24 protein-coding genes are annotated in these 23812 nt (G+C 33.9%); 13 read left to right on the top strand and 11 right to left on the bottom strand.

The genetic code is table 11. From position 1 onward, the window contains the following. Nucleotides 1-61 precede the first annotated feature (61 nt). The 6 genes from KO515_RS01475 to KO515_RS01450 all read left to right on the top strand — a co-directional run bounded on the left by KO515_RS01475 (nt 62) and on the right by KO515_RS01450 (nt 7157). Nucleotides 62-2416, top strand: coding sequence for a TonB-dependent receptor (locus KO515_RS01475; protein ID WP_215934596.1), 2355 nt, complete (start codon nt 62-64; stop codon nt 2414-2416). A gap of 12 nt (nt 2417-2428) precedes the next feature. Further along, nucleotides 2429-2899 carry a thioredoxin family protein gene (locus KO515_RS01470; protein ID WP_215934595.1) on the top strand — a complete coding sequence of 157 codons (471 nt, stop codon included), beginning with the start codon at nt 2429-2431 and terminating at the stop codon, nt 2897-2899. Between the two features lie 91 nt (nt 2900-2990). Next, a complete protein-coding gene (locus KO515_RS01465; protein WP_215934594.1) occupies nt 2991-3902 on the top strand; it encodes a metal ABC transporter solute-binding protein, Zn/Mn family in 912 nt (303 codons plus the stop codon). A 47-nt stretch (nt 3903-3949) separates the two neighbouring features. Further along, on the top strand, nt 3950-4747 hold the full coding sequence (locus tag KO515_RS01460) for a metal ABC transporter ATP-binding protein (protein ID WP_252723746.1): 798 nt from the start codon (nt 3950-3952) through the stop codon (nt 4745-4747). Nucleotides 4748-4876: 129 nt separating this feature from the next. Further along, entirely contained in the window at nt 4877-6004 is a 1128-nt protein-coding gene (locus tag KO515_RS01455; RefSeq protein WP_215934681.1) for a metal ABC transporter permease, read from the top strand. Further along, nucleotides 5997-7157 (top strand): metal ABC transporter permease, encoded by a 1161-nt coding sequence (locus KO515_RS01450; RefSeq protein ID WP_215934593.1) that lies wholly within the window; start codon nt 5997-5999, stop codon nt 7155-7157. The genes KO515_RS01455 and KO515_RS01450 overlap by 8 nt, the downstream gene beginning before the upstream one ends. A 297-nt stretch (nt 7158-7454) precedes the next feature. Here the strand turns inward: KO515_RS01450 and KO515_RS01445 are convergent, their stop codons facing one another. From KO515_RS01445 to KO515_RS01435, 3 genes are all read right to left on the bottom strand, one after another. Then, entirely contained in the window at nt 7455-8897 is a 1443-nt protein-coding gene (locus KO515_RS01445) for a hypothetical protein (RefSeq protein WP_215934592.1), read from the bottom strand. Between the two features lie 11 nt (nt 8898-8908). Further along, nucleotides 8909-9451 carry an RNA polymerase sigma factor gene (locus KO515_RS01440; protein WP_215934591.1) on the bottom strand — a complete coding sequence of 181 codons (543 nt, stop codon included), beginning with the start codon at nt 9449-9451 and terminating at the stop codon, nt 8909-8911. Between the two features lie 94 nt (nt 9452-9545). Then, nucleotides 9546-10334, bottom strand: coding sequence for a TerB family tellurite resistance protein (locus KO515_RS01435; protein ID WP_215934590.1), 789 nt, complete (start codon nt 10332-10334; stop codon nt 9546-9548). 131 nt (nt 10335-10465) lie between these two features. On the opposite strand from KO515_RS01435, the gene KO515_RS01430 reads away from it, so the two are divergent. From KO515_RS01430 to KO515_RS01410, 5 genes are all read left to right on the top strand, one after another. Next, nucleotides 10466-10870, top strand: a complete 405-nt coding sequence (locus tag KO515_RS01430) for a hypothetical protein (protein ID WP_215934589.1) — start codon at nt 10466-10468, stop codon at nt 10868-10870. Between the two features lie 135 nt (nt 10871-11005). Next, nucleotides 11006-11416 carry a BrxA/BrxB family bacilliredoxin gene (locus KO515_RS01425; RefSeq protein WP_215934588.1) on the top strand — a complete coding sequence of 137 codons (411 nt, stop codon included), beginning with the start codon at nt 11006-11008 and terminating at the stop codon, nt 11414-11416. An 80-nt stretch (nt 11417-11496) separates the two neighbouring features. Continuing rightward, on the top strand, nt 11497-12234 hold the full coding sequence (locus tag KO515_RS01420; RefSeq protein WP_215934587.1) for a lysophospholipid acyltransferase family protein: 738 nt from the start codon (nt 11497-11499) through the stop codon (nt 12232-12234). A 19-nt stretch (nt 12235-12253) separates the two neighbouring features. After that, complete coding sequence (locus tag KO515_RS01415; protein ID WP_215934586.1) at nt 12254-13234, top strand: acyl-ACP desaturase; 981 nt, start codon at nt 12254-12256, stop codon at nt 13232-13234. 3 nt (nt 13235-13237) lie between these two features. Further along, nucleotides 13238-13906, top strand: a complete 669-nt coding sequence (locus KO515_RS01410) for an HD domain-containing protein (RefSeq protein WP_436800002.1) — start codon at nt 13238-13240, stop codon at nt 13904-13906. A gap of 6 nt (nt 13907-13912) precedes the next feature. Here the strand turns inward: KO515_RS01410 and KO515_RS01405 are convergent, their stop codons facing one another. Further along, on the bottom strand, nt 13913-14086 hold the full coding sequence (locus KO515_RS01405) for a hypothetical protein (RefSeq protein WP_215934585.1): 174 nt from the start codon (nt 14084-14086) through the stop codon (nt 13913-13915). Nucleotides 14087-14102: 16 nt separating this feature from the next. Further along, nucleotides 14103-14981, bottom strand: coding sequence for an AraC family transcriptional regulator (locus KO515_RS01400; protein WP_215934584.1), 879 nt, complete (start codon nt 14979-14981; stop codon nt 14103-14105). A gap of 274 nt (nt 14982-15255) precedes the next feature. Between KO515_RS01400 and KO515_RS01395 the strand changes: the two genes are divergently transcribed. Together KO515_RS01395 and KO515_RS01390 are read left to right on the top strand one after the other, a co-directional pair. Continuing rightward, nucleotides 15256-15810: a hypothetical protein gene (locus tag KO515_RS01395; protein WP_215934583.1), complete on the top strand. Its 555-nt coding sequence runs from the start codon at nt 15256-15258 to the stop codon at nt 15808-15810. A 492-nt stretch (nt 15811-16302) separates the two neighbouring features. Then, nucleotides 16303-16860, top strand: a complete 558-nt coding sequence (locus KO515_RS01390) for a hypothetical protein (RefSeq protein ID WP_215934582.1) — start codon at nt 16303-16305, stop codon at nt 16858-16860. Nucleotides 16861-16924: 64 nt separating this feature from the next. Here KO515_RS01390 and KO515_RS01385 read toward each other — a convergent pair whose 3' ends face one another. The 6 genes from KO515_RS01385 to hemH form a co-directional block, all read right to left on the bottom strand. Beyond that, nucleotides 16925-18001, bottom strand: a complete 1077-nt coding sequence (locus KO515_RS01385; RefSeq protein WP_215934581.1) for a PA0069 family radical SAM protein — start codon at nt 17999-18001, stop codon at nt 16925-16927. Nucleotides 18002-18323: 322 nt separating this feature from the next. Further along, entirely contained in the window at nt 18324-19106 is a 783-nt protein-coding gene (locus KO515_RS01380) for an enoyl-CoA hydratase/isomerase family protein (RefSeq protein WP_215934580.1), read from the bottom strand. Nucleotides 19107-19161: 55 nt separating this feature from the next. Continuing rightward, on the bottom strand, nt 19162-20571 hold the full coding sequence (locus KO515_RS01375; protein WP_215934679.1) for an ATP-binding protein: 1410 nt from the start codon (nt 20569-20571) through the stop codon (nt 19162-19164). 191 nt (nt 20572-20762) lie between these two features. Then, nucleotides 20763-21311, bottom strand: coding sequence for a CopD family protein (locus tag KO515_RS01370; protein ID WP_215934579.1), 549 nt, complete (start codon nt 21309-21311; stop codon nt 20763-20765). 4 nt (nt 21312-21315) lie between these two features. Beyond that, nucleotides 21316-22665 (bottom strand): MATE family efflux transporter, encoded by a 1350-nt coding sequence (locus tag KO515_RS01365; RefSeq protein WP_215934578.1) that lies wholly within the window; start codon nt 22663-22665, stop codon nt 21316-21318. Beyond that, nucleotides 22665-23699: a ferrochelatase gene (hemH, locus tag KO515_RS01360; protein WP_215934577.1), complete on the bottom strand. Its 1035-nt coding sequence runs from the start codon at nt 23697-23699 to the stop codon at nt 22665-22667. Before hemH ends, KO515_RS01365 begins: the two co-directional genes overlap by 1 nt. Nucleotides 23700-23812: the final 113 nt, after the last annotated feature.

Below are 23812 nucleotides of genomic sequence, written 5' to 3'. Positions count from 1 at the left end.
ACATATTTTTAGTTTTGTCTAAATTATAAGTTACATAACACTAAATAATATTTTAAACGACATGAAATACTTCACCCTCTTAAGTGTATTTATGGTCACTTTAATGTCTGCACAAAATGACACAAGTACTATTTCCGGACACATCACCATTGAAGGACACCCTGTTCCCTACGCCAGTGTTTACGTAAAAGATGGCACAAAAGGCACAGATGCCGACAACAATGGTGCTTATAAAATAACCATTTCCTCAGGAACGATTATACTCGTAGTGAAATCGCAAGGCTACCGAACACAAGAAAAAATAGTGACCTTAACTGCAGGTGTTAACCAAACTATCAATTTTGAAATGGTTGAAGATATACTTGGCCTAGACCAAGTGGTGGTTAGTGCGACTAGAAACAGAATTAGTAAAAAAGAAGCTCCTGTAATCGTCAAAGTATTAAGTCCAAAACTCTTTAATGCCACACAATCGATATCCCTAGCAGACGGTTTAAATTACCAACCTGGCGTTCGTGTAGAAACTAATTGCCAAAACTGCGGTTTCACCCAAGTACGCATGAATGGTTTAGAAGGCCAATACACACAGATTTTGGTGAATAGTCGCCCTGTATTTAGTGCTCTAAATGGTGTTTATGGCCTAGAGCAAATCCCAGTTAGTAGTATAGATCGTGTAGAGGTTATCCGAAGCGGAGGCTCAGCATTATTTGGCTCTAACGCTATTGCAGGTACCATTAATGTTATCACTAAAGAACCCGTTATTGACAGCTGGGAAATTAGCACATCTCTAGCCTTAATTGATGGTAAAACTGCAGATCGTAATGTTAACCTCAACGGTTCCGTTGTTAGTGAAGATTTAAAAAGTGGTGTGACTGTATATGGCATATTCCGAGATCGCGATGCTTATGACGCTAATGGTGATGGTTTTAGTGAGATTACAGAATTAAAAAATAACTCATTGGGATTAAAAACATTTTTAAGACCGAATGATTATAGTAAAATTGGCTTAGATTTTACTGCAATCCGAGAATATAGGCGTGGTGGAGACCAATTAGAATTATCACCTCAGTTTACAGATGTTACAGAAGAACTAGATCATAACACCATTTTTACTGGTTTAGATTATGAACTATTTAACGATGATCACACCAAAATATTAAGCGTTTACACCTCGTTGCAACACACAGATAGAGGCAGTTATTACGGTGGACTCGGAGGCGGAAGAACCGCAGAAGATTCTATAGCTGCCAATAGCGCTTTCGGAAACACCAAAGATGTAGCTTTTGTTGCAGGTGCCAAATTTAACCATCAGTTTAAAAATAAAGATCGTGTGACTGCTGGCTTAGAATACCAACTAAATGACACTGAAGATGCCATTATAGGATATAATCGTCTTGTAGATCAGAATGTAAAGAGTCTTGGGGTATACGGTCAATACGAATGGAAACCCACCGATAAATTTTCCGCACTCATAGGAGCGCGTTTAGATCATGTAGATGTAGATGGTTATTATACCATTGAAGCTATTGAGCGTTCATCAGATGTTTCAGAAACTATAATAAGTCCAAGAATTACCCTACTCTATAATATAACTGACCAACTTAAATTTAGAGGTGGCTATGCAAGAGGATTTAGAGCACCACAAGCGTTTAATGAAGATCTTCATATTTCTTCTGTTGGAGGAGAACAACGGTTTGTTATATTATCAAACCATTTGGAAAGTGAATTTTCAAACGCTTATACAGCGTCTTTTGATTATACCAAAGATTTCAATAAAACACAAACCAACCTTTTAGTTGAAGGGTTTTATACGACATTAGAAAACCCATTTACTATTGTAAGCACAGGCGCCTCTTTATCTAATGGCTCTATTTTAGAAGAAACTAGAAACGGCTCAGGAGCATATGTAGCCGGTACCAATATAGAATTAAGTGTGTCACCAAGTTCAGAATTATTTTTCCAAGCAGGTGTAACGTTACAAAAATCAATATATAATGAAGATCAAGTATTATTTGAAGCCGATGGCACTATACCAGAAGAACAAGATGTTAGTCTTGATAAATTTGTAAGATCACCAAACACCTATGGATTTCTAACTACTAATTGGCAAATGAGTGAATCACTTAAATTAGATGTCACAGGAAATTATACAGGTTCAATGATTGTTCCACTTGTGGTTAGCGAATCTGGATTTGTAGATTTAATTGATACCGAATCGTTTTTTGACATGACCACAAAACTGACCTATCATTTTGATCCGATTGAGAATTTTCATATCGAATTAAGCGGAGGTGTTCAAAATATGTTTGATAGTTATCAGAGTGATTTTGACAGTGGTGCAGAAAGAGATTCTACGTATATTTATGGACCTAACCGACCAAGAACATTCTTTATTGGACTTAAATTTGGCGACTTTTAAAAACATCTAAACATGAAATACGTTCTTTCCGTACTATTCATTTTGCTCATTTCACAAACGGTTTTATCACAACATGATGACACTATTCAGTGGAAAACATGGACCGCACTCGAAAAAGCAATCGCTCAAGAGCCGAAACCAGTATTCATATATTTTAATGCTGAATGGTGTGTGTATTGCAAAAAATTAGAGCGTGACGTCTTTACTAAAAAAGAAGTTATTAAGACCTTGAACAAAAATTATTATGCTGTTGAAATGAATGTTGAATCGTTAGATACTATAGTTTTTGATGGGGTTACGTTCATCAACAAACAAGCAGAAACCAAACGGAATGGTATACATGAGTTACCATTGCTTTTAGCTTCACAAGAAAACGAACCTTTTACACTTCCTGCAACCTTAATCTTAAATCGCAATTTTGCAATTGAACAGAAAATATACAATTACTACACCTCCAAGCAATTATTAGAAATGCTGAATTAAATTTGCACACTGTTCCTGTTATGCAAATTGACTCAAAAGTTAATCTTAATTATTTCAATTTTTAGTACTTTCGTAATAAATATTTAGATATATGAAAAAAATAATTTTCTTATTAGCTATCACCCTCACTTTCACAGCTTGTAAAGAGGCTTCTAAAAGTAACGGCAAACTAAATATTGTAACCACAACCACCATGATTACCGATTTGGTACAGAATATAGGAGGCGATATGGTTAACGTACAAGGTTTAATGGGAAGTGGTGTAGATCCACACCTATACAAAGCCAGCGAAGGAGATGTAAATAAGCTCGTCAACGCCGATATAATTTTTTACAACGGTTTACATTTGGAAGGAAAACTGGTAGAAGTTTTTGAAAAAATGGAAAGCCAAACAAAAACACCAATAGCCTTAGCAGATGCTTTAGATAAGAACACACTTATTGGTTCAGAATATTTTGCTTCCAATTTTGATCCACATGTTTGGTTTGACATTAACTACTTCAAGCAATTTGCAGAAAAAGCGGCCACTATTCTATCGGAAAAGAATCCTGAAAATGCAGATAAATTTGAAAAAAATAAAAACACTTACCTTGTTAAATTAGAAACGCTTCAAACTAAAATAAAACAAACCATTGAAACCCTTCCGGAAGAAAAACGCGTGTTAGTAACAGCACATGATGCCTTTAATTATTTCGGAAAAGCTTACGGATTTGAGGTTGTTGGCTTACAAGGCATATCCACAGCCACTGAAGCGGGTGTGCAAGATGTTCAAAAATTAGCGGCATTCATTATTGAGAAAAAAATTAAAGCTATATTTATAGAAAGTTCAGTGCCTAAGCGGACCATTGAAGCCTTACAAGCCTCAGTAAAATCTAAAGGTCATGATGTAAAAATCGGAGGCACGTTATATTCTGATGCCTTAGGAAGTTCAGGAACCGTAGAAGGTACTTATATTGGGATGTTTGAGTATAATGTGAATACTATAGTGAATGCACTAAAATAAAATTCCTGCGAAAGCAGGAATCTCATGAAACTTAGTTCAATTCTAAAATGAAAAACGAGTCATACGAAAATATAAAACACAGTAGTCCTAGTGACAAGACTTCTGCTTCCGCAAGAGTCATAGCCGTAAAAGTAGACGACCTGACTGTTGCCTACAACTACAAACCTGTACTTTGGGATATTGATTTAGAAATCCCTGAAGGTGTTCTTATGGCTATTGTTGGCCCCAATGGCGCCGGAAAATCAACACTCATAAAATCTATTTTAGGCATTTTAAAACCCATTGCTGGTAGTGTTTCTATTTATGACAAACCTTACGAAAAACAAAGACAACTCGTCGCATACGTACCACAAAAAGGTAGCGTAGATTGGGATTTCCCGACAACAGCTTTAGATGTGGTAATGATGGGAACCTACGGCAGTTTAGGATGGATAAAGCGTCCTGGGCAAAAAGAAAAAAAAGCATCACTTGAAGCTTTAGAGAAAGTCGGTATGTTAGCTTTTAAAAGTCGACAAATAAGTCAACTTTCTGGTGGACAACAACAACGTATTTTCTTGGCCAGAGCCTTAGTACAAAACGCATCTATTTATTTTATGGATGAACCGTTTCAAGGAGTTGATGCTACAACCGAAATTGCCATTATAAACATTTTAAAAGAATTACGAAAAGCCGGTAAAACCGTAATTGTAGTCCATCACGATTTACAAACCGTACCCGAATATTTTGATTGGGTGACCTTTTTAAACGTGAAAAAAATTGCCACAGGACCTGTGAAAGATATTTTTAATGATGATAATCTGACAAAGACTTATGGTATTAATTATAAAGTGAGTATACAGGAGTAGCTGTCATTCCTGCGAAGGCAGGAATCTAAATAAAAGAAATAAAGAGTTATAAGTGGATTCCTGCATTCGCAGGAATGACAAAGCAAAGTAAACTATTGCGCAATGGGAGATTCCCATTTCGCAGGAATTATGGACATAACAGAATACATAAAACTAGTCTTCACAGACTACACTTTAAGAACCATCACACTCGGAACCGCAATTTTAGGTGCTGTAACGGGAATGTTAGGTAGTTTTGCGGTACTCAGAAAACAGAGTTTATTGGGTGATGCTATTTCACATGCGGCTTTACCAGGTATTGCCATTGCCTTTTTAATTACAGGTGCAAAGGACAGCAACACCTTATTAATTGGTGCATTAATCAGTGGTTTAATCGGTACGTTTTGGATTAGAGGCATTGTCACCAAAACCCATTTAAAATCAGATACCGCTTTAGGTTTAATTCTGTCTTTATTTTTTGGTTTTGGAATGCTATTATTGACTTTTATCCAAAAGCAACCCAATGCCAACCAAGCAGGATTGGATAAATATCTTTTTGGACAAGCTGCAACGCTAGTAGAAAGTGATGTTTGGCTTATGGCGATTGTTACAGGCATTTGTTTACTAGTCATGCTCACCTTTTGGAAAGAATTCAAAATCCTATTATTTGATGCCGACTATACCAAAACACTCGGTTTTAACACCAAATTAATCGATATTCTCATTACAACATTTATTGTATTGGCTATAGTTTTAGGACTTCAAACGGTTGGTGTAGTTCTAATGAGCGCCATGCTTTTAGCACCTGCTGCTGCAGCTAGGCAATGGACAAATAGCTTATCTACTATGGTGTTTTTAGCGGCTATTTTTGGAGCCTTTTCTGGCGTATTTGGCACAGCCATAAGTGCGAGTCAAGATAATTTATCTACAGGTCCAGTGATTGTATTAGTAGCTGGAGTTTTCGTAGTGTTTTCATTTATATTTTCACCTAGTCGTGGCTTGTTGTTTAAACAAATTCGCTTTATAAAAAATAGACGTGATTTAGAATTGCACAAAACATTAGCCTTTATGCATCATATTGCCGAAACTCATGAAAATATTTCGCATCCACACACCATAAAACTTTTAAATAATTTTCAAGGGTATACACGATCGACGCTTCAAAAATTAGTAGATAAAGATTACGTGCATCTCAATGGAAACATGTGGAGTTTAACTAAAACGGGTTTTGAAGCGGCTGCTAATTTGTACACTAAACAATCTACTGAAGATGAGTAATGCACAACTTGAAATACAATTGATTGCGAGTTTAGTTGCAGTAGCTTGTGCGATTCCAGGAACGTTTTTAGTCCTCAGAAAAATGGCCATGATTAGCGATGCTATTAGTCATTCTATCTTACCAGGAATCGTTGTTGGATTTTTTATTACACAAGATTTAAATTCACCTTTATTAATTCTTCTAGCGGCATTAACCGGAATTATAACGGTAGTTTTAGTAGAATACATTCAAAAAACAGGCTTAGTAAAAGAAGATACCGCCATCGGATTGGTATTTCCTGCATTGTTCAGTATAGGTGTGATTCTTATTGCTCAAAACGCTAATGATGTCCATTTGGATGTCGATGCTGTCTTGCTAGGCGAATTAGCCTTTGCTCCTTTTGACCGCTTATTAATTGGAGGCGCTGACGTGGGTCCAAAATCCCTTTGGGTAGTTGGCACCATTTTGTTAATTACAGTTGCACTTTTAATCCTGTTTTTTAAAGAGCTAAAAATCAGTACGTTTGATAAAGGCTTAGCGGCTTCCCTTGGTTTTTCACCTGCCATTATCCATTACGGATTAATGTCTGTATCGTCAGTAACCACTGTGGGAGCCTTTGATGCCGTTGGTGCTATTTTAGTAGTCGCTTTAATGATTGCACCTGCAGCTGCGGCTTATTTGCTCACCACCGATTTAAAGAAAATGCTTGCTTTAGCAATAGGGTTCGGAATCTTTAGTGCTATTTTTGGCTATTGGGTAGCACATTGGCTCGATGCGTCTATTGCTGGCTCTATAACATCTGTTCTTGGATTGGTATTTTTAGTAGTGTACTTATTTGCTCCTTCAAAAGGTATTATCGCTGTAATGTATAGAGAAAAGCAACAACGTACCGAAGTGTCTTTATTGACATTTTTATTACACTTAAAGAATCATGATGAACTTGAAGAACGCCATGTTAATCACCTAAGAGAACATATCAATTGGCAAAAAGTACGTGCTAAAACCGTTCTCGATTTAGCACAAAAAAATAATATGATTCATATTGAAAAAAATATTGTGTCTTTAACAACAAAAGGGGACGAATTCACATCTAAGGCCATTGACTATATTATGACCAACGAAGATGCGCAGATTGAAGATATGAAGGATGATTTCTTTTTATTTAGAGGCTAAAACAATGAAAGATTTCAACCTTACTTACGACAGAGGTTAAATATTGTAAATAGCTATGGCACTTCTCAATTACTTTACAGGAAAAAATGGATTAATCATCGTAGGATTTATAGTGCTATGTGTTTTTATCTATAACAAATACAAAACCCAGCGCTACTTTAGATACATTGAAAAAAAGCAAAAAGAAAAGGAGAAAGGCATTGAGTAGATAATAGCTCAATATATTCTCATAAAGTTAGTTTTTATTAAGATATAACATCTAGTAATCATATTTTGAGAATGCGCTCAATTGTTAATTCACAAGCGTAAAAGAGACTTTATTTGAGACTTATTACGTTTTTTATAATTAAGGATAACAGTTTCACCTTCGTTAAAATTGATAGTCTTACGACTTACATAAAAGATATCTTCAACTACACAAAAAGAAATAATCGTAAATGGCTTTCCTCTAGGAATTTCAATAGAATTAGAATAAACATTTAAAATGGTGTTGTTTTCGTTGTCTATAAGATAGGTTTCATGCCATTTTGAATTTTCAGAATAAGCTTCTTCTGTAAAGGTGTTAAAATTGACATCTTTATTATTTTCAAAAGTTATAGTTATTCTATCTTCCATCTTATAATATTGATCAATATTAATCCAGCCTAATTTTGAAATTTCAATTGCTTCATAAAATAAATCTCTCTTTTCGTAATTCTTTTTCAACTGTAAAGAATCAGCCTTGGTAAGATATCTTTGGTTTATCAGAGTTTTATAATCATCTATACTAAGAGCCGATAATTCAGCAAATGAATCAATTGTTTCAATATATATATATTCCTGAAGAACGATTACAGTATCTACCTGATTACCAAAACTTTCTATTTGTGGAAATCTCGAATTTAATTCATCCTGAGTTAAAAAACCCAAAGTATCTATCTCTAATAGATGCATCATCGTTTCGACACCGCCAAACCTACTAGTCATTTCGACATCCAAAACTATCGAATCCTTACAAAATATAGTGAAATGCTTTTCATTTTGAAGTTGAACATTGCTCAAATTCCAGTTTAAATAACCATTTTTATTTCTGTCACCATAAAATACTTGCATATTTTCCTCTTGAGTATTTTTAGGAAACTTAGCTTCAATAGTTTTTCCTTCTTTTAAAACTAATGTTTGATTATTTGCTTTTATATCAATCTTATATGCTCCTCCAGAAATCAACCACTCATCATTAGATATTGTTTGGGTATTCGCTATAAGTAAATCTTGCTTATTAGTTAATTCTATTAATTGTATAGTTAGCACCTCACCTTTTAAAGGTTGCTTAGATGGAAATTCTAAATCCTTAGGATCTATTGTCAATCGAGTTCCCTCCTCTCCTTCTATTGTGATTATACTATCAGAAGAAACTTCAAAATGTTGAACAAATTCTGTTTCAGAATTCAAAACCCCTCTAAGTTCATCCTTAGGAATGTGGTTATTAAAAAATAACGACCAAACAAGAACAGCTAATATTAAAACGCCTATTATACTTCCAACTGACTTCAGCCACTTAAATCGAAAAAAACTACTTTTAGCTTCTCTTATTTCTTCTTTTATTTGGATTCTTTCAATTCCCTTTAAAAAAATTAAATGTTCATTGTAAATAGTATTAAATTCAAAATCTGCATTTAACCTATTTTCAAACTCTAACACCTCCGACTCTGAAAGCGTTTTATTCAAATACGCATTAATTAAATCTATATATTTTTCCATGATTTCCCGAATTAAGATTGAAGCGTTTTAAATTGATTTCTGTAGATGTCTTTGGCCTTTTGCAAGCATTTGTACTTTTGGTTTTTTGCCGCTTTTTCGCTTTTAAATTGCATGGCCACGGCAATGGCTTTAAAAGACATTTTTTTGAGATAAAACCGTTGAAGTAATCGTTGACATCGTTCTCCTAATTCGCGAAACGCACGTTCAGCAGATTGATATTTCTGTTCTTCTAAAACAGCATCAAGGATAGAGACCTCTTCACCTTGCAAATTGTGTAATTCTTGTTTTGAAAATTGTTTTTGAGTGTCTTTCCAAACAAATCGAGATACGGAATATAAATAAGTATAAAATGAAGATGTAAGTTTAAAATCTAATTTTTCGAGATTTCTATTTAAAATTATTAATGCTTCCTGAAATACATCATTAGCATCTGTTTTTGTGCCTCCTTTGGAAAGAATGAGTTTTTCAATACGAGGATAGAGTTTGTACAACTCTTTAAACGCTTTATCACGTTGACCGTTTTTAAAAAGTAACATTATTTTTTCGTCGCTCATAAGAGTGGTTTATTTATTAATGTTCTTTTTCTAAAAAGGTCACCCAAATTTTTTCAATTAATTTGCCGTAACAGTAAGAAACTGCGACTAAATATCACTTAAACCCTCGCTCCTTCTGAATATGCTCATAAGCTTCTTGCACTTGTCTAAACTTAGCTTCGGCACCTTCGCGATGCTCTTTACCTAAATGCCCAACACGATCTGGATGGTATTTCTTCGCCATTGAACGGTAGGCTTTTTTTACCTCAGCATCAGAGACCGATTTATCAATTTCTAAAATTTTATACGAATTATCGCTACTGTTATAAAACATGGCTTTAATACTTTCAAAATCTCTATTACTAATGCCCAAGTAACCAGTAATGGTATAAATCTGGCGTAATTCGTCTTCTGTAACCAAACCATCCGCTTTTGCTATTCCGAATAAAAAGTGAAGCAATTGTAAACGTGATGCATGATCCATCATTTGCCTTATCTGCAAACATACTTGGCGTGTAGAAATATTTTGTTTAGTAATACGCTTAAACAATTCAAAAGCTTTATTAGCTCTATCCTTACCATACATATTAGTAAATTGCTGACGCACAAAATCGAGTTCACGCTGGTCTTGTTTGCCATCGGCTTTAATAACAATAGACGCTAAAATTAAGAGACTTACTTCAAAATCACCAGACTGTGTTTGTGCCCGTGAGGTTCTTTCACTATAATTTGGTACTTTTCTATAGGTATCGCGTTGTCTTCCTGCCTGCCGATCACCAATTAATGGTGTACCGCTATCTGTTAAATTATCAACAAAACTACCTAAAGCTAATCCTATAATAGCACCAATTGGACCACCAAATGACCAACCTAAAGCACCACCAATCCATTTTGCAAAACTCATATTTTATATTTGATATAATAAAGATGTAAATATACTATATGTAAGTGGGATGAAATTGTAATTTGTTACGTTTTGTAAGCAAACTTTTGTATAAAATCGTATCTTATGAGTATAACTAAAACTGTGAAATTATGAAATCTACATTTTATTTTCTTGCCGTACTGCTTTTTACATTAAGTTGCAACAGCAATGACGATGCACAGCAAAATTCAGACCCAGTACTTAGCGGTTCTTGGTCTTTAGTAAATGTTTCTGGAGGTTTTGCTGGTGTTGATGATAATTTTGAATCTGGAATAATTACATGGAATTTTAATACTGATCCCACTGAAATTACGATTACCAATTCTAACACAGCTAGTGTAATACATAGTGGTTACCCATCAGGAACCTACAATTATGACGTGCTAATTACTGCCAACGACACGACTTTAGTTATTGATAATGCAGATTTAAGAATTATAAGTTTAACCACTAATCAACTGATTTTAGATGAAGGTATGGTTTCTGACGGTTTTAAATATACATTGAGTAAATAGCTTTAATTTAAAATATTTCTAAACACCATTGAAAACCACAATAACCGCATTTAAACTGCTAACCGATTACTGCAGACGCGCTATTATTTTTCATTATCTTTGCACTTCAAATTAAGATTAATTAAAATAAAAAATATGTATCCAGCAGAATTAGTAAAACCAATGCGTGAGGATTTAACCAACGTAGGTTTTGAAGAATTACATACAACAGAAGCTGTAGAAAACGCACTAGCAAAAGAAGGTACAACTTTAGTGGTTGTAAATTCGGTTTGTGGCTGTGCAGCAGCAAATGCAAGACCAGGTGCTAGAACAAGTTTAGACAATGCAAAAAAACCAGACCATATCGTAACTGTTTTTGCAGGTGTAGACAAAGAAGCTGTTAATGCAGCGCGAGCACACATGGTTCCTTTTCCTCCAAGCTCGCCTTGTATGGCTTTATTTAAAGATGGAGAATTGGTACACATGTTAGAGCGTCACCATATTGAAGGTCGTCCTGCAGAATTAATTGCAGAGAACCTTAAGGATGCTTATAACGAGTACTGCTAAAAATTAAAAAATGACGTATTTAAACCACGATTTTTATCGTGGTTTTTTTGTTCCTAAATTGCATTGATTATTTTTGTTCCATGAGAAAACTATTAGCCTATCCGCTTTCGGTTATATTTTATTTATGCTTTGGGTTAACCTTGGTAATATTTCATGTTATTCAATGGGTTAGTTTTAATGTCTTTGGCTATAAAGGACTCAAAATTAGTGTCGATGGCCTTCAATTTTTTATTATGCGCTGTCTTAATCTTTTAGGCACCAGAATCTCATTTTACAATCCTTACACAATCAGTACAGACCGACCTTTAATTATTGTTTCTAACCACCAAAGTATGTACGACATATCACCAATAATGTGGTATTTGCGTAAACATCATGTTAAATTTGTTTCAAAGCAAGAATTAGGAAAAGGCATTCCAAGTATATCATTTAATTTACGTCATGGAGGTTCTGTTTTAATAGATCGAAAAAATCCGAGGCAATCGTTATCTGCTATGATGAAATTTGGAGATTATATTGAAAAAACAAAACGAGCAGCTGTGATCTTCCCAGAAGGCACACGAAGTAAAGATGGAGTACCAAGACCATTTAAAACTAAAGGCTTGGAAATGCTTATAAAAAAAGTCCCTTCTGCACTCATCGTTCCTATTACTATAAACAACTCTTGGAAAATGTTACGTTACGGAAATTTCCCGATGGGAATAGGAAATCATATGAAATTTACCGTGCATAAGCCCTTAGAAATTACTAACTTTACTGATAAGGTCGAATTAATTCAACATGTTGAAGAAACTATTGTTGAAGCTATCGAGAAATAATCATCAAAAAAACATTTAGATGTCATTAAAAAATGTAAGATTAGAAGTGATGCAGCATCTTGAAAAAGATGTTGACGCACTTATTCAAAAATATTTAATTCCTGTTGAAACCATTTGGCAACCAACAGACTTCTTACCAGACTCTACAAAAGAATCTTTTTACGAAGATGTTAGAGAAATTAGAGAGCTATCTAAAGAATTACCTTATGATTTTTGGGTCGTATTAGTTGGTGATATGATTACTGAAGAGGCTTTACCTACTTACGAATCTTGGCTAATGGATGTGGTTGGCGTAGACCAAGTTGAAAACAACGGATGGTCTAAATGGGTGCGACAATGGACTGGTGAAGAAAACCGACATGGAGATGTCCTTAATAAATACCTTTACCTCTCTGGGCGTGTGAACATGAAAGAAATTGAAAGAACCACACAGCATTTAATCAATGATGGTTTTGATATCGGAACCGGAAGAGATCCTTATAAAAACTTTGTATACACTAGCTTTCAAGAATTAGCTACTTATATTTCTCATAATCGTGTTGCTAAAATTGCCAAACAAAAAGGCAATAAGCAATTGGCTAAAATGTGTAAAATTATTTCGGGTGATGAAATGCGTCACCACCACGCCTACTCTGAGTTTGTAGAACGTATTTTTACGGTAGACCCAAGCCAAATGATGATGGCTTTTTACGATATGATGAAACGAAAAATTGCGATGCCAGCACATTTCTTAAGAGAATCTGGAGAAAGTATTGGTACCGCTTTTGAAGAATTTTCTAATACCGCACAACGTATCGGAGTTTATACCTCTAATGATTATGTTGACATTTTACAAAAATTACTGGACCGTTGGGAAATTGATAAGATTACAGGATTAAATGATGAAGCCGAGAAAGCAAGAGATTACTTAATGAAATTACCACCTAGAATGTATCGCTTGTCTGAACGTATAAAAATTCCTGAAAATTCATTTCAATTTAAATGGGTCGATCCTGCGTAATACATGAGTATGACAATTTCAGATGCTCAACTTATTGAAGCCACCCTTAATTTCGTAAAAACTGAACTTAAGGGTGCCGAAGGTGGTCATGATTGGTTTCATATAGAACGTGTTTACAAAAATAGTTTACTCATTGCTAAACATGAACCTGTAAATATCACAATCGTTTCTTTAGCAGCGCTACTGCATGATATTGCGGATCCTAAATTTCACAATGGAGATGAAGCTTTGGGTTCTAAAATTGCGAGTAAGTTTTTATTAAAACACAACGTAGATAGCGAAATTATTGAGCATGTGACTCAGATTATTGATAACATGTCTTTTAAAAACTCGTTTGATTTAAATACATCGTTTACATCTAAAGAAATGGAAGTTGTACAAGATGCCGATCGCTTAGATGCAATTGGAGCCATAGGTATTGCACGTTGTTTTAATTATGGAGGATTTAAAAATAGGCCACTTTATAATCCTGAAGTAAAGCCTAACCTTAAAATGACAAAATCGGAATACAAAAACTCAGAAGCACCGACTATAAATCACTTCTATGAAAAGTTATTGTTACTTAAAGATCAGATGAACACCAAAACAGGCCAACGACTTGCTGAAGAACGCCATAAGTATATGGAAGGTTTTCTAAGCCAGTTTTTTGCGGAATGGGAAGGCAAAAAATAAAATGTATTAATTCTCTTTGGCTACCTCTAAAGCCGTCAACTTATATTCAATAGCAGCCATCTCTTCACCATAGTGAATTATTTCATCAGCAGATAGATCTGTTTTAGAATTGACAATATCCAAAATGTCCTGGCCTTTTTTAGAATAATATTGGATTGCAGTATCTATTTTCTTACCCATAAGAATTAAATTATAATTATTGTACCATTAATTTTAACTCACTTCTATATTTAGAGGCGCTCTTACCTGTAAATTCTTTAAATAGCTTATTGAAATGCGAAAAATTATTAAAGCCACACTCAAAACTAACATCCGCAATACTCATCTGACTTTCCGATAGTAATTTAGTAGCATGTACAATACGGTATTCATTAACCAATTTTGTAAATGTTTTCCCCGTCACTTTTTTAAAGTAGCGACAAAATGCAGGGACGGTCATACTCACCTTGTCTGCAATTTCATCTAAACTAATATGCTCTTGAAAATTCTGGTTAACATGTTTAAAAATCACATCGATCTTAGCACTATCTTGTGGTTCGGTTTCAAAAGCAAAACCATCGGCATTTAATATGGTATAATCTTCTGATTTGGCTAAACCGTGTAAGACCTCTAATAAAATTAGTATTTTTTTAAAGCCTTCTTTTTCATTTAGCTTTTCAATTTTCTTTCCCAACTTCTGTTTAGTCTTAACTCCAAAGAGAATTCCTTTTTTTGAAAGCTCAAACATTTTATTAATCGCTTCCATTTCTGGAATATCAAAAAAATGATTACCTAAAAATTCGGGTTTAAACTGCACTAAAGTTTCAGAACCGTTAATAGTTAAACGATCAGTAAAACCATTATGCGGCAAATTAGAGCCTAATAATAAAAGCTGGCTGTTATTAAAATAAGATAAATGATTACCAATATGGCGTTTACCTTGTCCCTTATTGACATAAACCAATTCTATTTCTGGGTGAAAATGCCAAAATGGTTTTTTTTCTCCTTTATAAGCATCAATTTTGTGTTTTCGCACTAATATTGAACTACCAAATTCAGGACTTATCTTTTCTAAAGTAGGTTTTCTTGTATTCATAACATCATTAATAGATGCAAAGTTAAATGTATTAAATCTGAAAACCTATAGCAGATTACCAATAATATATATCATTTTAACCTAATATAATAATAAAGTGACGTATTAAGTTAATTATGTATATAAATTAGCCAAAATGCATGTTTTTAACAAAGAACATCCACTATATCTTTGTAATGTAAAATCATTTAAACTGTTACTTAGAAGAATATTACGCCACAATTAAAGAGACGTAGATTTTAAATATCAGTGTAACCACAAAAAATGAAACATTATGAAAACATTCTTTAAAAACATTTTAGTATTAGCGGTGATGTTAGGAACATGCACAGGCTACGCAAATGCATCTTTAGAAGTACCTACTTTTAATAGTGTAAAAAAAGGAAACTCAATCTCTGTTACTGATGCCGTTGGAGAAGTCGTATTTAGCGGTCTTATTAATTATGATGGAAATATTAGTCATCTTTACGATTTTTCGCAACTAAAAGATGGTATCTATACTATAGAAGTAGAAAAAGCTTTTGAAATTGAAGTTAACATTGTAGAAGTAAAAAACCACAACGTTAATTTTCTAAATAAAAAAAGTGAAAAGATCTTCAAACCAGTATTTAGAACTGAGAATAATAGACTGATGATTTCCAAAATAGCTTTAAACAATTCTAAAATGGAAATTGAGCTCTATTATGATAATGAATTAATTCATTCAGAAATGGCAAATGGTAGCGACATATTGAATAGAGTATATAAATTCGATAATACTGTTAAAGGAGAATACACAGCAGTAGTTAAATCTAACGGTAGAGTATTTACTGAAACCTTTAAAATATAAGTTATTTTAAATGAAAATATTTGACTTAAGAGTGGGCCATTAGCGCCCACTTTTTTTTTGTTTAAAATAGTGTCATTATATAAATAAGGTATACAGATCCAGATTAAACTTTCTTAGCAATGCCATACATAATAACACTGACAATGTAAACCTCATGGACAAGAAGAATATAATTACACACCTATAGATCTTATTTATATAGTCGGCATTAATTCATTGAGATATTATGATTTTCAGCCCTCAAAATTGAGAATATGATAAACCTATAGAAGATTAACAATAATATATACTATATTAACCTATAAGATTACCCCAAATAACCTTTGGGTTAATATTGTATATAAATAGACCAATTTCGTTGTTTTTCAAAAGACAAAGCTGCTATAAATTTGTAGTATCAAATCGTTTAAAGCTGGAGCATAAAAAATTGCTATCAAATATTGCTACCAACCAAATTAAATTTCCAGCTTTTAAATGATTAAAAAGAAAATTATGAAAACATTATTTAGAAATATATTAGTATTAGCAGTATTGTTAGGAGCCTCTACAAGTTATGCAAATGCAACGTTAGACGCTACACCTTCTTCTGCAATGGTGAGTAAAGGAGATCAAATTTCAGTAGCTAACGCTTCTGGAGAAATTGTTTATAATGGCCTTATTAACTATAACGGTTACATTGAAACGCTTTATGATTTCTCACAATTAGAAAATGGTATCTATACTGTTGAAGTAAACAAGGCTTTTGAAATTGAAATTAATTCTATCCAAGTAAAAGATCATTCAGTTACTTATTTAGAAACTTCAAACAAAAAGATTTTTAAGCCTGTATTTAGAACTAATAATTCTCAAATTATCATTTCTAAGTTAGCGATTGATACCAACAAAATGACGGTTGAACTATATTTTAAAGATGAACTTATTCATTCTGAAACTATTAAAGGTGAAGATATATTAAACCGAGTTTACAAATTAGACCAAAACCTTAAAGGCAACTATACCGCGATTATTAGAGCAAACGATCGTGTGTTTGTCGAAAATTTTAAAATTTAGATTATTGTTTATTTATTAGTTTATTTAGTTAAAAGTGGGTTGTAGAGAGCCCACTTTTTTTTGTTTAAAAGAGTTTCATTTGGCCATCTTTAAAAGGCTCATGAAGTTTTACGTTTAGCTTTGGCATGGCTTTATTCTTAAAATATTTTAAACGTGCCAATTTTACTAAATCATTAATCTGCTGTGCAATTTGACCTTCGCCACGCATTCTAACTCCATATCTACTTTCGTTAAGTGTGCCTCCATGGCAATTTTCAATTTGACGCAATACTTTATCGGCGCGATCTGGTAAGGTTTTTTTTATCCAATCCGTAAAAAGTTCTCCAATAGCTCCGTTCAATCGTACTATAGTATGCCCAATACTTAAAGCTCCAGCTTCTGAAACGGCCTTTGCCATGGGTAGAATTTCATGACTATTTATGGAAGGAATTATAGGTGCCAACATCACATTAACAGGAATCCCACTATCACTCAACTCCTTTACAACTTGAAGTCGTTTTTTAATAGTTGCAGTTCTCGGTTCTAAAATTCGTCTAGTATCTTCCGAAAGTGAAGTGATGGAAATATTTACAGCGATTAAATCCTCTTTAGCGAGCGCTTTTAAAATCTCTATATCACGTAAGATTAAAGCATTCTTGGTAATGATTCCGACAGGATGTTTGTACTTTAAAAACACTTCTAAGCACTGTCTTGTAAGTTCAAATTGCTGTTCAGCTGGCTGGTAACAATCCGTATTACCAGACATAACAATAGTCTGCGCATTCCAACTTTTCTTTTTTAAATGGGCTTCTAATAATTTGGGAGCATCTTTTTTAACCAATATTTTACGTTCAAAATCTAAGCCAGCACTATAACCCCAATATTCGTGCGAATTTCTAGCGTAACAATAAATACAACCATGTTCGCAACCTTGGTACATATTCATAGAATAAGCCATACCAACATCTGGACTTACTACCTTATTGACAATTGTCTTTGGAAATACATTACGATACTGGGTTTTGTTTTTATCTACAGTTTCACCTTCTTTATGGCAAAACTCTAGAAAATCATCACGCATTTCGTAAGACAACTCAAAAAAACGATTGTGCGTGTTTTGTTGTGCACCTCTACCTTTAATTGTGGATTTGGGATGTATCATACCCCAAAATTAATATGAAAAATGGCTGAGCGTGGCTACAGGTTGTAGTTTTAATGATTATGATTATTCACAAACTACGATATAACACTTAAGATTTTTTTCAATATCAATTTTGAGTAGTAATAAGGTAAGATTTATGTTTTTCAGCATTACAATACGCAATAACTTTGACAAAAATTATTTATTTAAATTATGTACCAATTATTTAAAATACAACTACTTGTAATGAGTCCACTTATAGTAGCAAGCTTCATTTTAATAGCTCCGATTTATTACCTATATAAAATCTTATCAAAAGATACGGTAGTCAGATAGGATTCATCTATTTCCCTGGAAAATCCGCCTTACGCTTTTCCAAAAAAGCAGTGGTTCCTTCTACAAAATCTTCAGTACCAAAACAGTTTCCGAAAGCTTCTATTTCTATTTCAAAACCATTAACTCCATCCTCATAATTAGCATTAATGGACTTAATTGCTTCGGCAATCGCTACAGAAGAATTTCGCATAATTTTACTCGCTATTTTCTCCGCTAATGGTAGTAATTCGTCTTGTTCTACAACATGATTAACTAAACCATAATTTAAAGCTTGGTTAGCATCAATCATTCCTGCGGTCATTACCATTTCCATGGCTCTACCCTTTCCTACTAATTGTGGTAAACGTTGTGTCCCTCCATAACCTGGAATAACGCCTAAGGATACTTCTGGCAATCCCATTTTAGCGTTACTACTCGCCACTCTAAAATGACAAGCCATAGCCAATTCTAAGCCACCACCAAGTGCAAAACCATTAACAGCGGCAATAACTGGAGTACTTAAATTCTGAACAAAATTAAATAAAATCTCATGACCCTGTGCTGCCAATTCCCCACCTTCATCAACGCTAAAATCGGCAAATTCGCTAATATCGGCTCCGGCTACAAAAGCCTTTTCACCACTTCCTGTAATAATGATTACTTTAGTATCTGCATCTCTATCTGCATCCTCAAAAGCCTCATGCAACTCTTGGATAGTCCCTTTATTTAAGGCATTTAATTTCTTTGGTCTGTTGATTGTAATGGTTGTAATTCCGTTAGAATATTCTGAAAGTATGTTTTCGTAGTTCATTACTATATGTTTTAAAATACACTTCGACTCTGCTCAGTGTGACATTATTAGTTCATTAATTTTTAGGAAATGATACCGTAAAAATAGTCCCTTTTCCTAATTGTGTTGTAAAGGTAATACTTCCATTATAAGTTTCCACAATGTTTTTTACCATAGCCAAACCTAGTCCCATTCCACTTGATTTAGTAGTGAATTTTGGCTCAAATATTTTATCTTTTGTATCTTCATTTATTCCAGCACCATTATCATTAATCGTAATATTCACATTATTTTCTTCACTAAATACACGGACTTCAATTTTAGGATTTTCAACATCACTTGGAATTGCTTGAATCCCATTTTTAACCAAATTAGTAACCACGCGTATTAACTGTGTTCTATCAAATTTGGCTATAATTTGTTCGGTTTCAGGATAGAATTCAATATAGTCTTCATTAAAAATATCGAGTGCCAACTTTACGATATGTACCACATTGAGGTTTTCACTTTTCTGCGCTGGCATCTTCGCAAAGTTTGAAAATGCAGAAGCAATAGAACTCATGGTATCGATTTGCTGAATCAACGTATTGCTATATTCATTTACTTTTTCATAAATTTTTTCATCTTCAGGGTTAAACTTACGCTGAAAACTCTGAACGGTTAATCGCATTGGTGTTAACGGATTCTTAATCTCGTGCGCCACTTGTTTTGCCATTTCGCGCCAAGCTTGCTCGCGTTCATTAGTGGCTAAAACGACAGCACTGGCTTCGAGCTCATCTATCATACTATTGTATGAATTCACTAAAGTTTCTATTTCTTCACTTGAGGATCCTATCTGAATTTTTTTATTGCGTTTTTCCAATCGTGTTTCATTCATCTTATCACTAATAGTTCTCAGTGATTTGGTGATGTATTTAGATATAAAATAAGCGATTACGATAGCGACTAAAATCAATACCAAATACGCATAAGCCAAACGCTTTAAAAATTCCTTTAGCTCTTTATTAAAAAAATCATCATTCTCTAGATAGGGTAAATTTAAGATAGCTAGCGTCTTAAATTTTTCATCCATTATATAGCTATACGACGATTGAAACGTTTGTCCCGCTACATTATTTTTCACTACATAACGATGCTCTAAAGTATTAGAAAGTGTATTTAATATTTCAACATCCAAACAAAGGTTAGTCGTGTCTCTATGAATGGTTCTTTTTGAACTTTTTAGTAACTTCCCATCTAAATCATAAAGGTTGATTTGCAAATTATGGATAGCGTCAATTTCAAAAATTTCATCTTTAAAAATTAAAGGAATATTCTCCGTAGTAACAGGGTAAGTTGTTTCACCAATAACAAAATCAATACTCTGTTTAATGGCCTTTTCTTTACGCTCTAAACGTTCTTTATGATATTCCTTAGCCTCTTCGCTATATTGATAAATAGTTACAGCAGCGATTAAAACGGAAGCGACAAGTACTAAAAGTATCATCGCTAAATTGATTCGAGCTCTTAAGGATAGGCGTTTATTAATAATCATCTAAATGTGCTTAGAAACGGAATTTAAAGTTTTAAATATAGCAATAATCAATCCAAAAGTGCGAAGCACAAATCTCAAATTACAAAAAACAAAATAACACTACGTTCTTTTTGGAATTTGGGATTTGGGATTAGAATTTTTTATTAAGCATCCGGATGTTTAGCCCGTATATTTTTATACAATTTAAAACCTAACATAATTAAGATTCCTAAAACGACCAAACCAATAATTCCAAAAATCCAATTGATTGTACTTTTAAGAATCACTAAAAAAACGACAGCAAATAGTATGAATGTTGCCCCTTCATTCCAGATACGCATAAAACTAGACGTCACTTTTACCTCATCATTTTGAAGTTGTTTGAAATACATATGTGTTTTATAATGATAAATAAACAATAAAAACACGAAAAGCAATTTAACATGCATCCATCCCATTTGAAACCAACTTGGCATTAAAATCATTAAACAAATGGCAAACAAGGTTGCTAAAATTGCAGAAGGCCATGTGATTATAAACCAAAGACGCTTTGCCATTAATTTTAATTGCTTGCCTAAAATTTCTTTTTCGGGTGATGATTTATGAAAAGCTTCAATTTGATACACAAACAACCTTGGAATATAAAACAACCCAGCAAACCATGTAATCACAAAAATAAGGTGCAGTGATTTTATGTAATTGTAATATTCCATACGATTAAATTTTATCGATTAAAGTTTTATCAATTTCCTTTTTCAAAAAATAACCCGTCACAATAGTTGATAACACATCTGAGATTGGAAACGACATCCAAATCCCTAATTCATCAAAATATAAAGGTAAGACATATATGAGTGGAATAAAAAAGATTGCTTGTCTTGTAAGCGTTAGTAATAATGCTGGCAATGCTTTTCCTACCGCTTGAAAATAAGCAGCTCCTATGAGTTGTAGTGCCAAAATAGGTACAGCCGCAAAAGCCCATCGCATATTACTTGGAGTTGCTCTAATAACAGCGGCATCACTCGTGAACCATTTTGTGATGATTTCAGGAAAAAACATTAAACCAACAAAGACTATTGTTCCTAAAATCGTCGCATATTTTATAGCTGTATAAATGGATTCTTTTACACGTCCGTATTTTTCTGCCCCATAATTAAAACCTGCTATAGGAATAAAGCCTTGTGTGATTCCAAATACAGGAAACAACACAAACATCATCATTCTTCCTACAATAGCGTATGCGGTAACCGACGTTTCTCCACCAAAATTAAACAGTGCATTATTCACTAATAAAAACGTGACACTCACAACAGCTTGTCTTGCTAACGTAACGAAACCAAGTGAGGCGATCTCAGATACAATTGATTTTTCTAATTTAACATGCGAAAAATTGATTTTCAGTTCCGAATTATCAGATAAGAAATACCACATTATAAATAAAAAGGCCACCACATAGGACCCTGTAGTTGCCCAAGCTGCACCAGCCATGCCGTAATCTAAAATATTGATAAAAATATAATCTAATACCAAGTTTCCTACAGAAGGAATAAGCATCGCATACATCGCAAATTTTGGCTTCCCTTCTGCTCTAATCACGTTATTTCCCATCATTACAAAGCCTAAGATGGGCACACCATAGAGAATGATTTCGTAATAGACTTTGGCAGGATCGAAAATATTACCTTTCCCTCCGAATGCTGGAATTAACGTATCCACATAAATTAATCCAAAAACCGCAAATGTGACGGTAAATAGTAAAGTTAACGTGAGCTGATTCCCAAAAGTTTTTAAGGCTTTAACAGTATTGTTTGCACCTAATGCTCGTGAAATTATGGACGATCCACCAATACCAATAGCCATACCAAGTGCTGCAATAAAAAACGACACCGGTAATACAACGTTTATTGCAGCAATAGCTGTTGAACCAATCCAATTACCCACAAAAATAGTATCGACCAAGATGTTAAGCGACATCACCAAAATACCAATAGATGCTGGTACGGCTTGCTTAATTAGTAATTTTCCTATCGGCTGATTTCCTAAATCTTGTGACGATATATTAGCCATTAAACGGCAGTAGTTTTATCAGTTGTCCATTCCTCAATAATATTGGCCAGTACCTCAGCAAAATCGTCGCGTTCGTTAAGACAAGGAATTACAGTAAATTCTTCTCCGCCCATTTCGTGGAAAATTTCCTGACCTTCCATTGCAATTTCTTCTAAAGTTTCTAAACAATCGCTTACAAATGCAGGTGTTACAATCGCCATTTTTTTGGTGCCAGCCTTCCCCATTCTTTCAATTGTTCGGTCTGTATAAGGTTGTAACCATGGGTCAAAACCTAGTCTAGATTGAAACGTTGTGGAATACGTACCATTTTTTAAACCGAGTTTTTTTGCCACATTTACAGTTGTAATTTCGCATTGGTGACGGTAACAAAATTCGTGTTGCTTACTGCCCATTTTAAAGCAGCATTTACCGTTCATTTTACAATTACCATTGGTAATATCACTTTTACGAATGTGTCTTTCAGGAACTCCATGATAACTAAAAAGAACATGTTCATAATCCAAATCATTCAACGTTTCACCAATACTTTTTGAGAGCACATTGATGTAATCTTCGCGGTTATAAAACGCTGGAGTTCTAGTAATTTTTACATTGGGAAAATATTCAGCAACCAACTCATCCACTTTAACATCAATAGTTTCTGTGGTAGCCATAGCAAATTGCGGATATAGCGGAATTGTTTTTATTTCGGTACAACCTTTATCCACCAATTCTTGTAATCCATTTTTAATGGTCATGCTACCATAACGCATCGCTAATGCCACAGGATATGCTACCTTTTCTTGAACTTTTCCTTGAAGGCGCTCAGACAATACAATTAACGGCGACCCTTCTTCCCACCAAATTTTTTGGTAAGCAGCTGCTGATGCCTTTGGTCGCGTATTTAAAATGATACCTTTTACTAATAATGTTCTAGCCCAAAGTGGCACATCAATAACACGCTCGTCCATTAAAAATTCACCAAGATACTTCTTAACATCTTTAGGGCTTGGACTATCTGGAGAGCCCAAATTAACTAATAAAATTCCTTTCATGCTGAATTATTTCAGTATCTCTTAAAAGAGATTTATGCTTTTCTTTTTCTAATACAAAAATACGATACTAATTGTAATACCTCATAAGAGTTTGTATAGCTTTTATTTATTCT

Origin of the sequence: Winogradskyella psychrotolerans (assembly GCF_018860545.1) — a bacterium.
Lineage (GTDB): Bacteria > Bacteroidota > Bacteroidia > Flavobacteriales > Flavobacteriaceae > Winogradskyella > Winogradskyella psychrotolerans_A.
The sequence above is the reverse complement of the archived record's forward strand: the minus strand, read 5'-3'. Positions and strand labels throughout refer to the sequence as shown.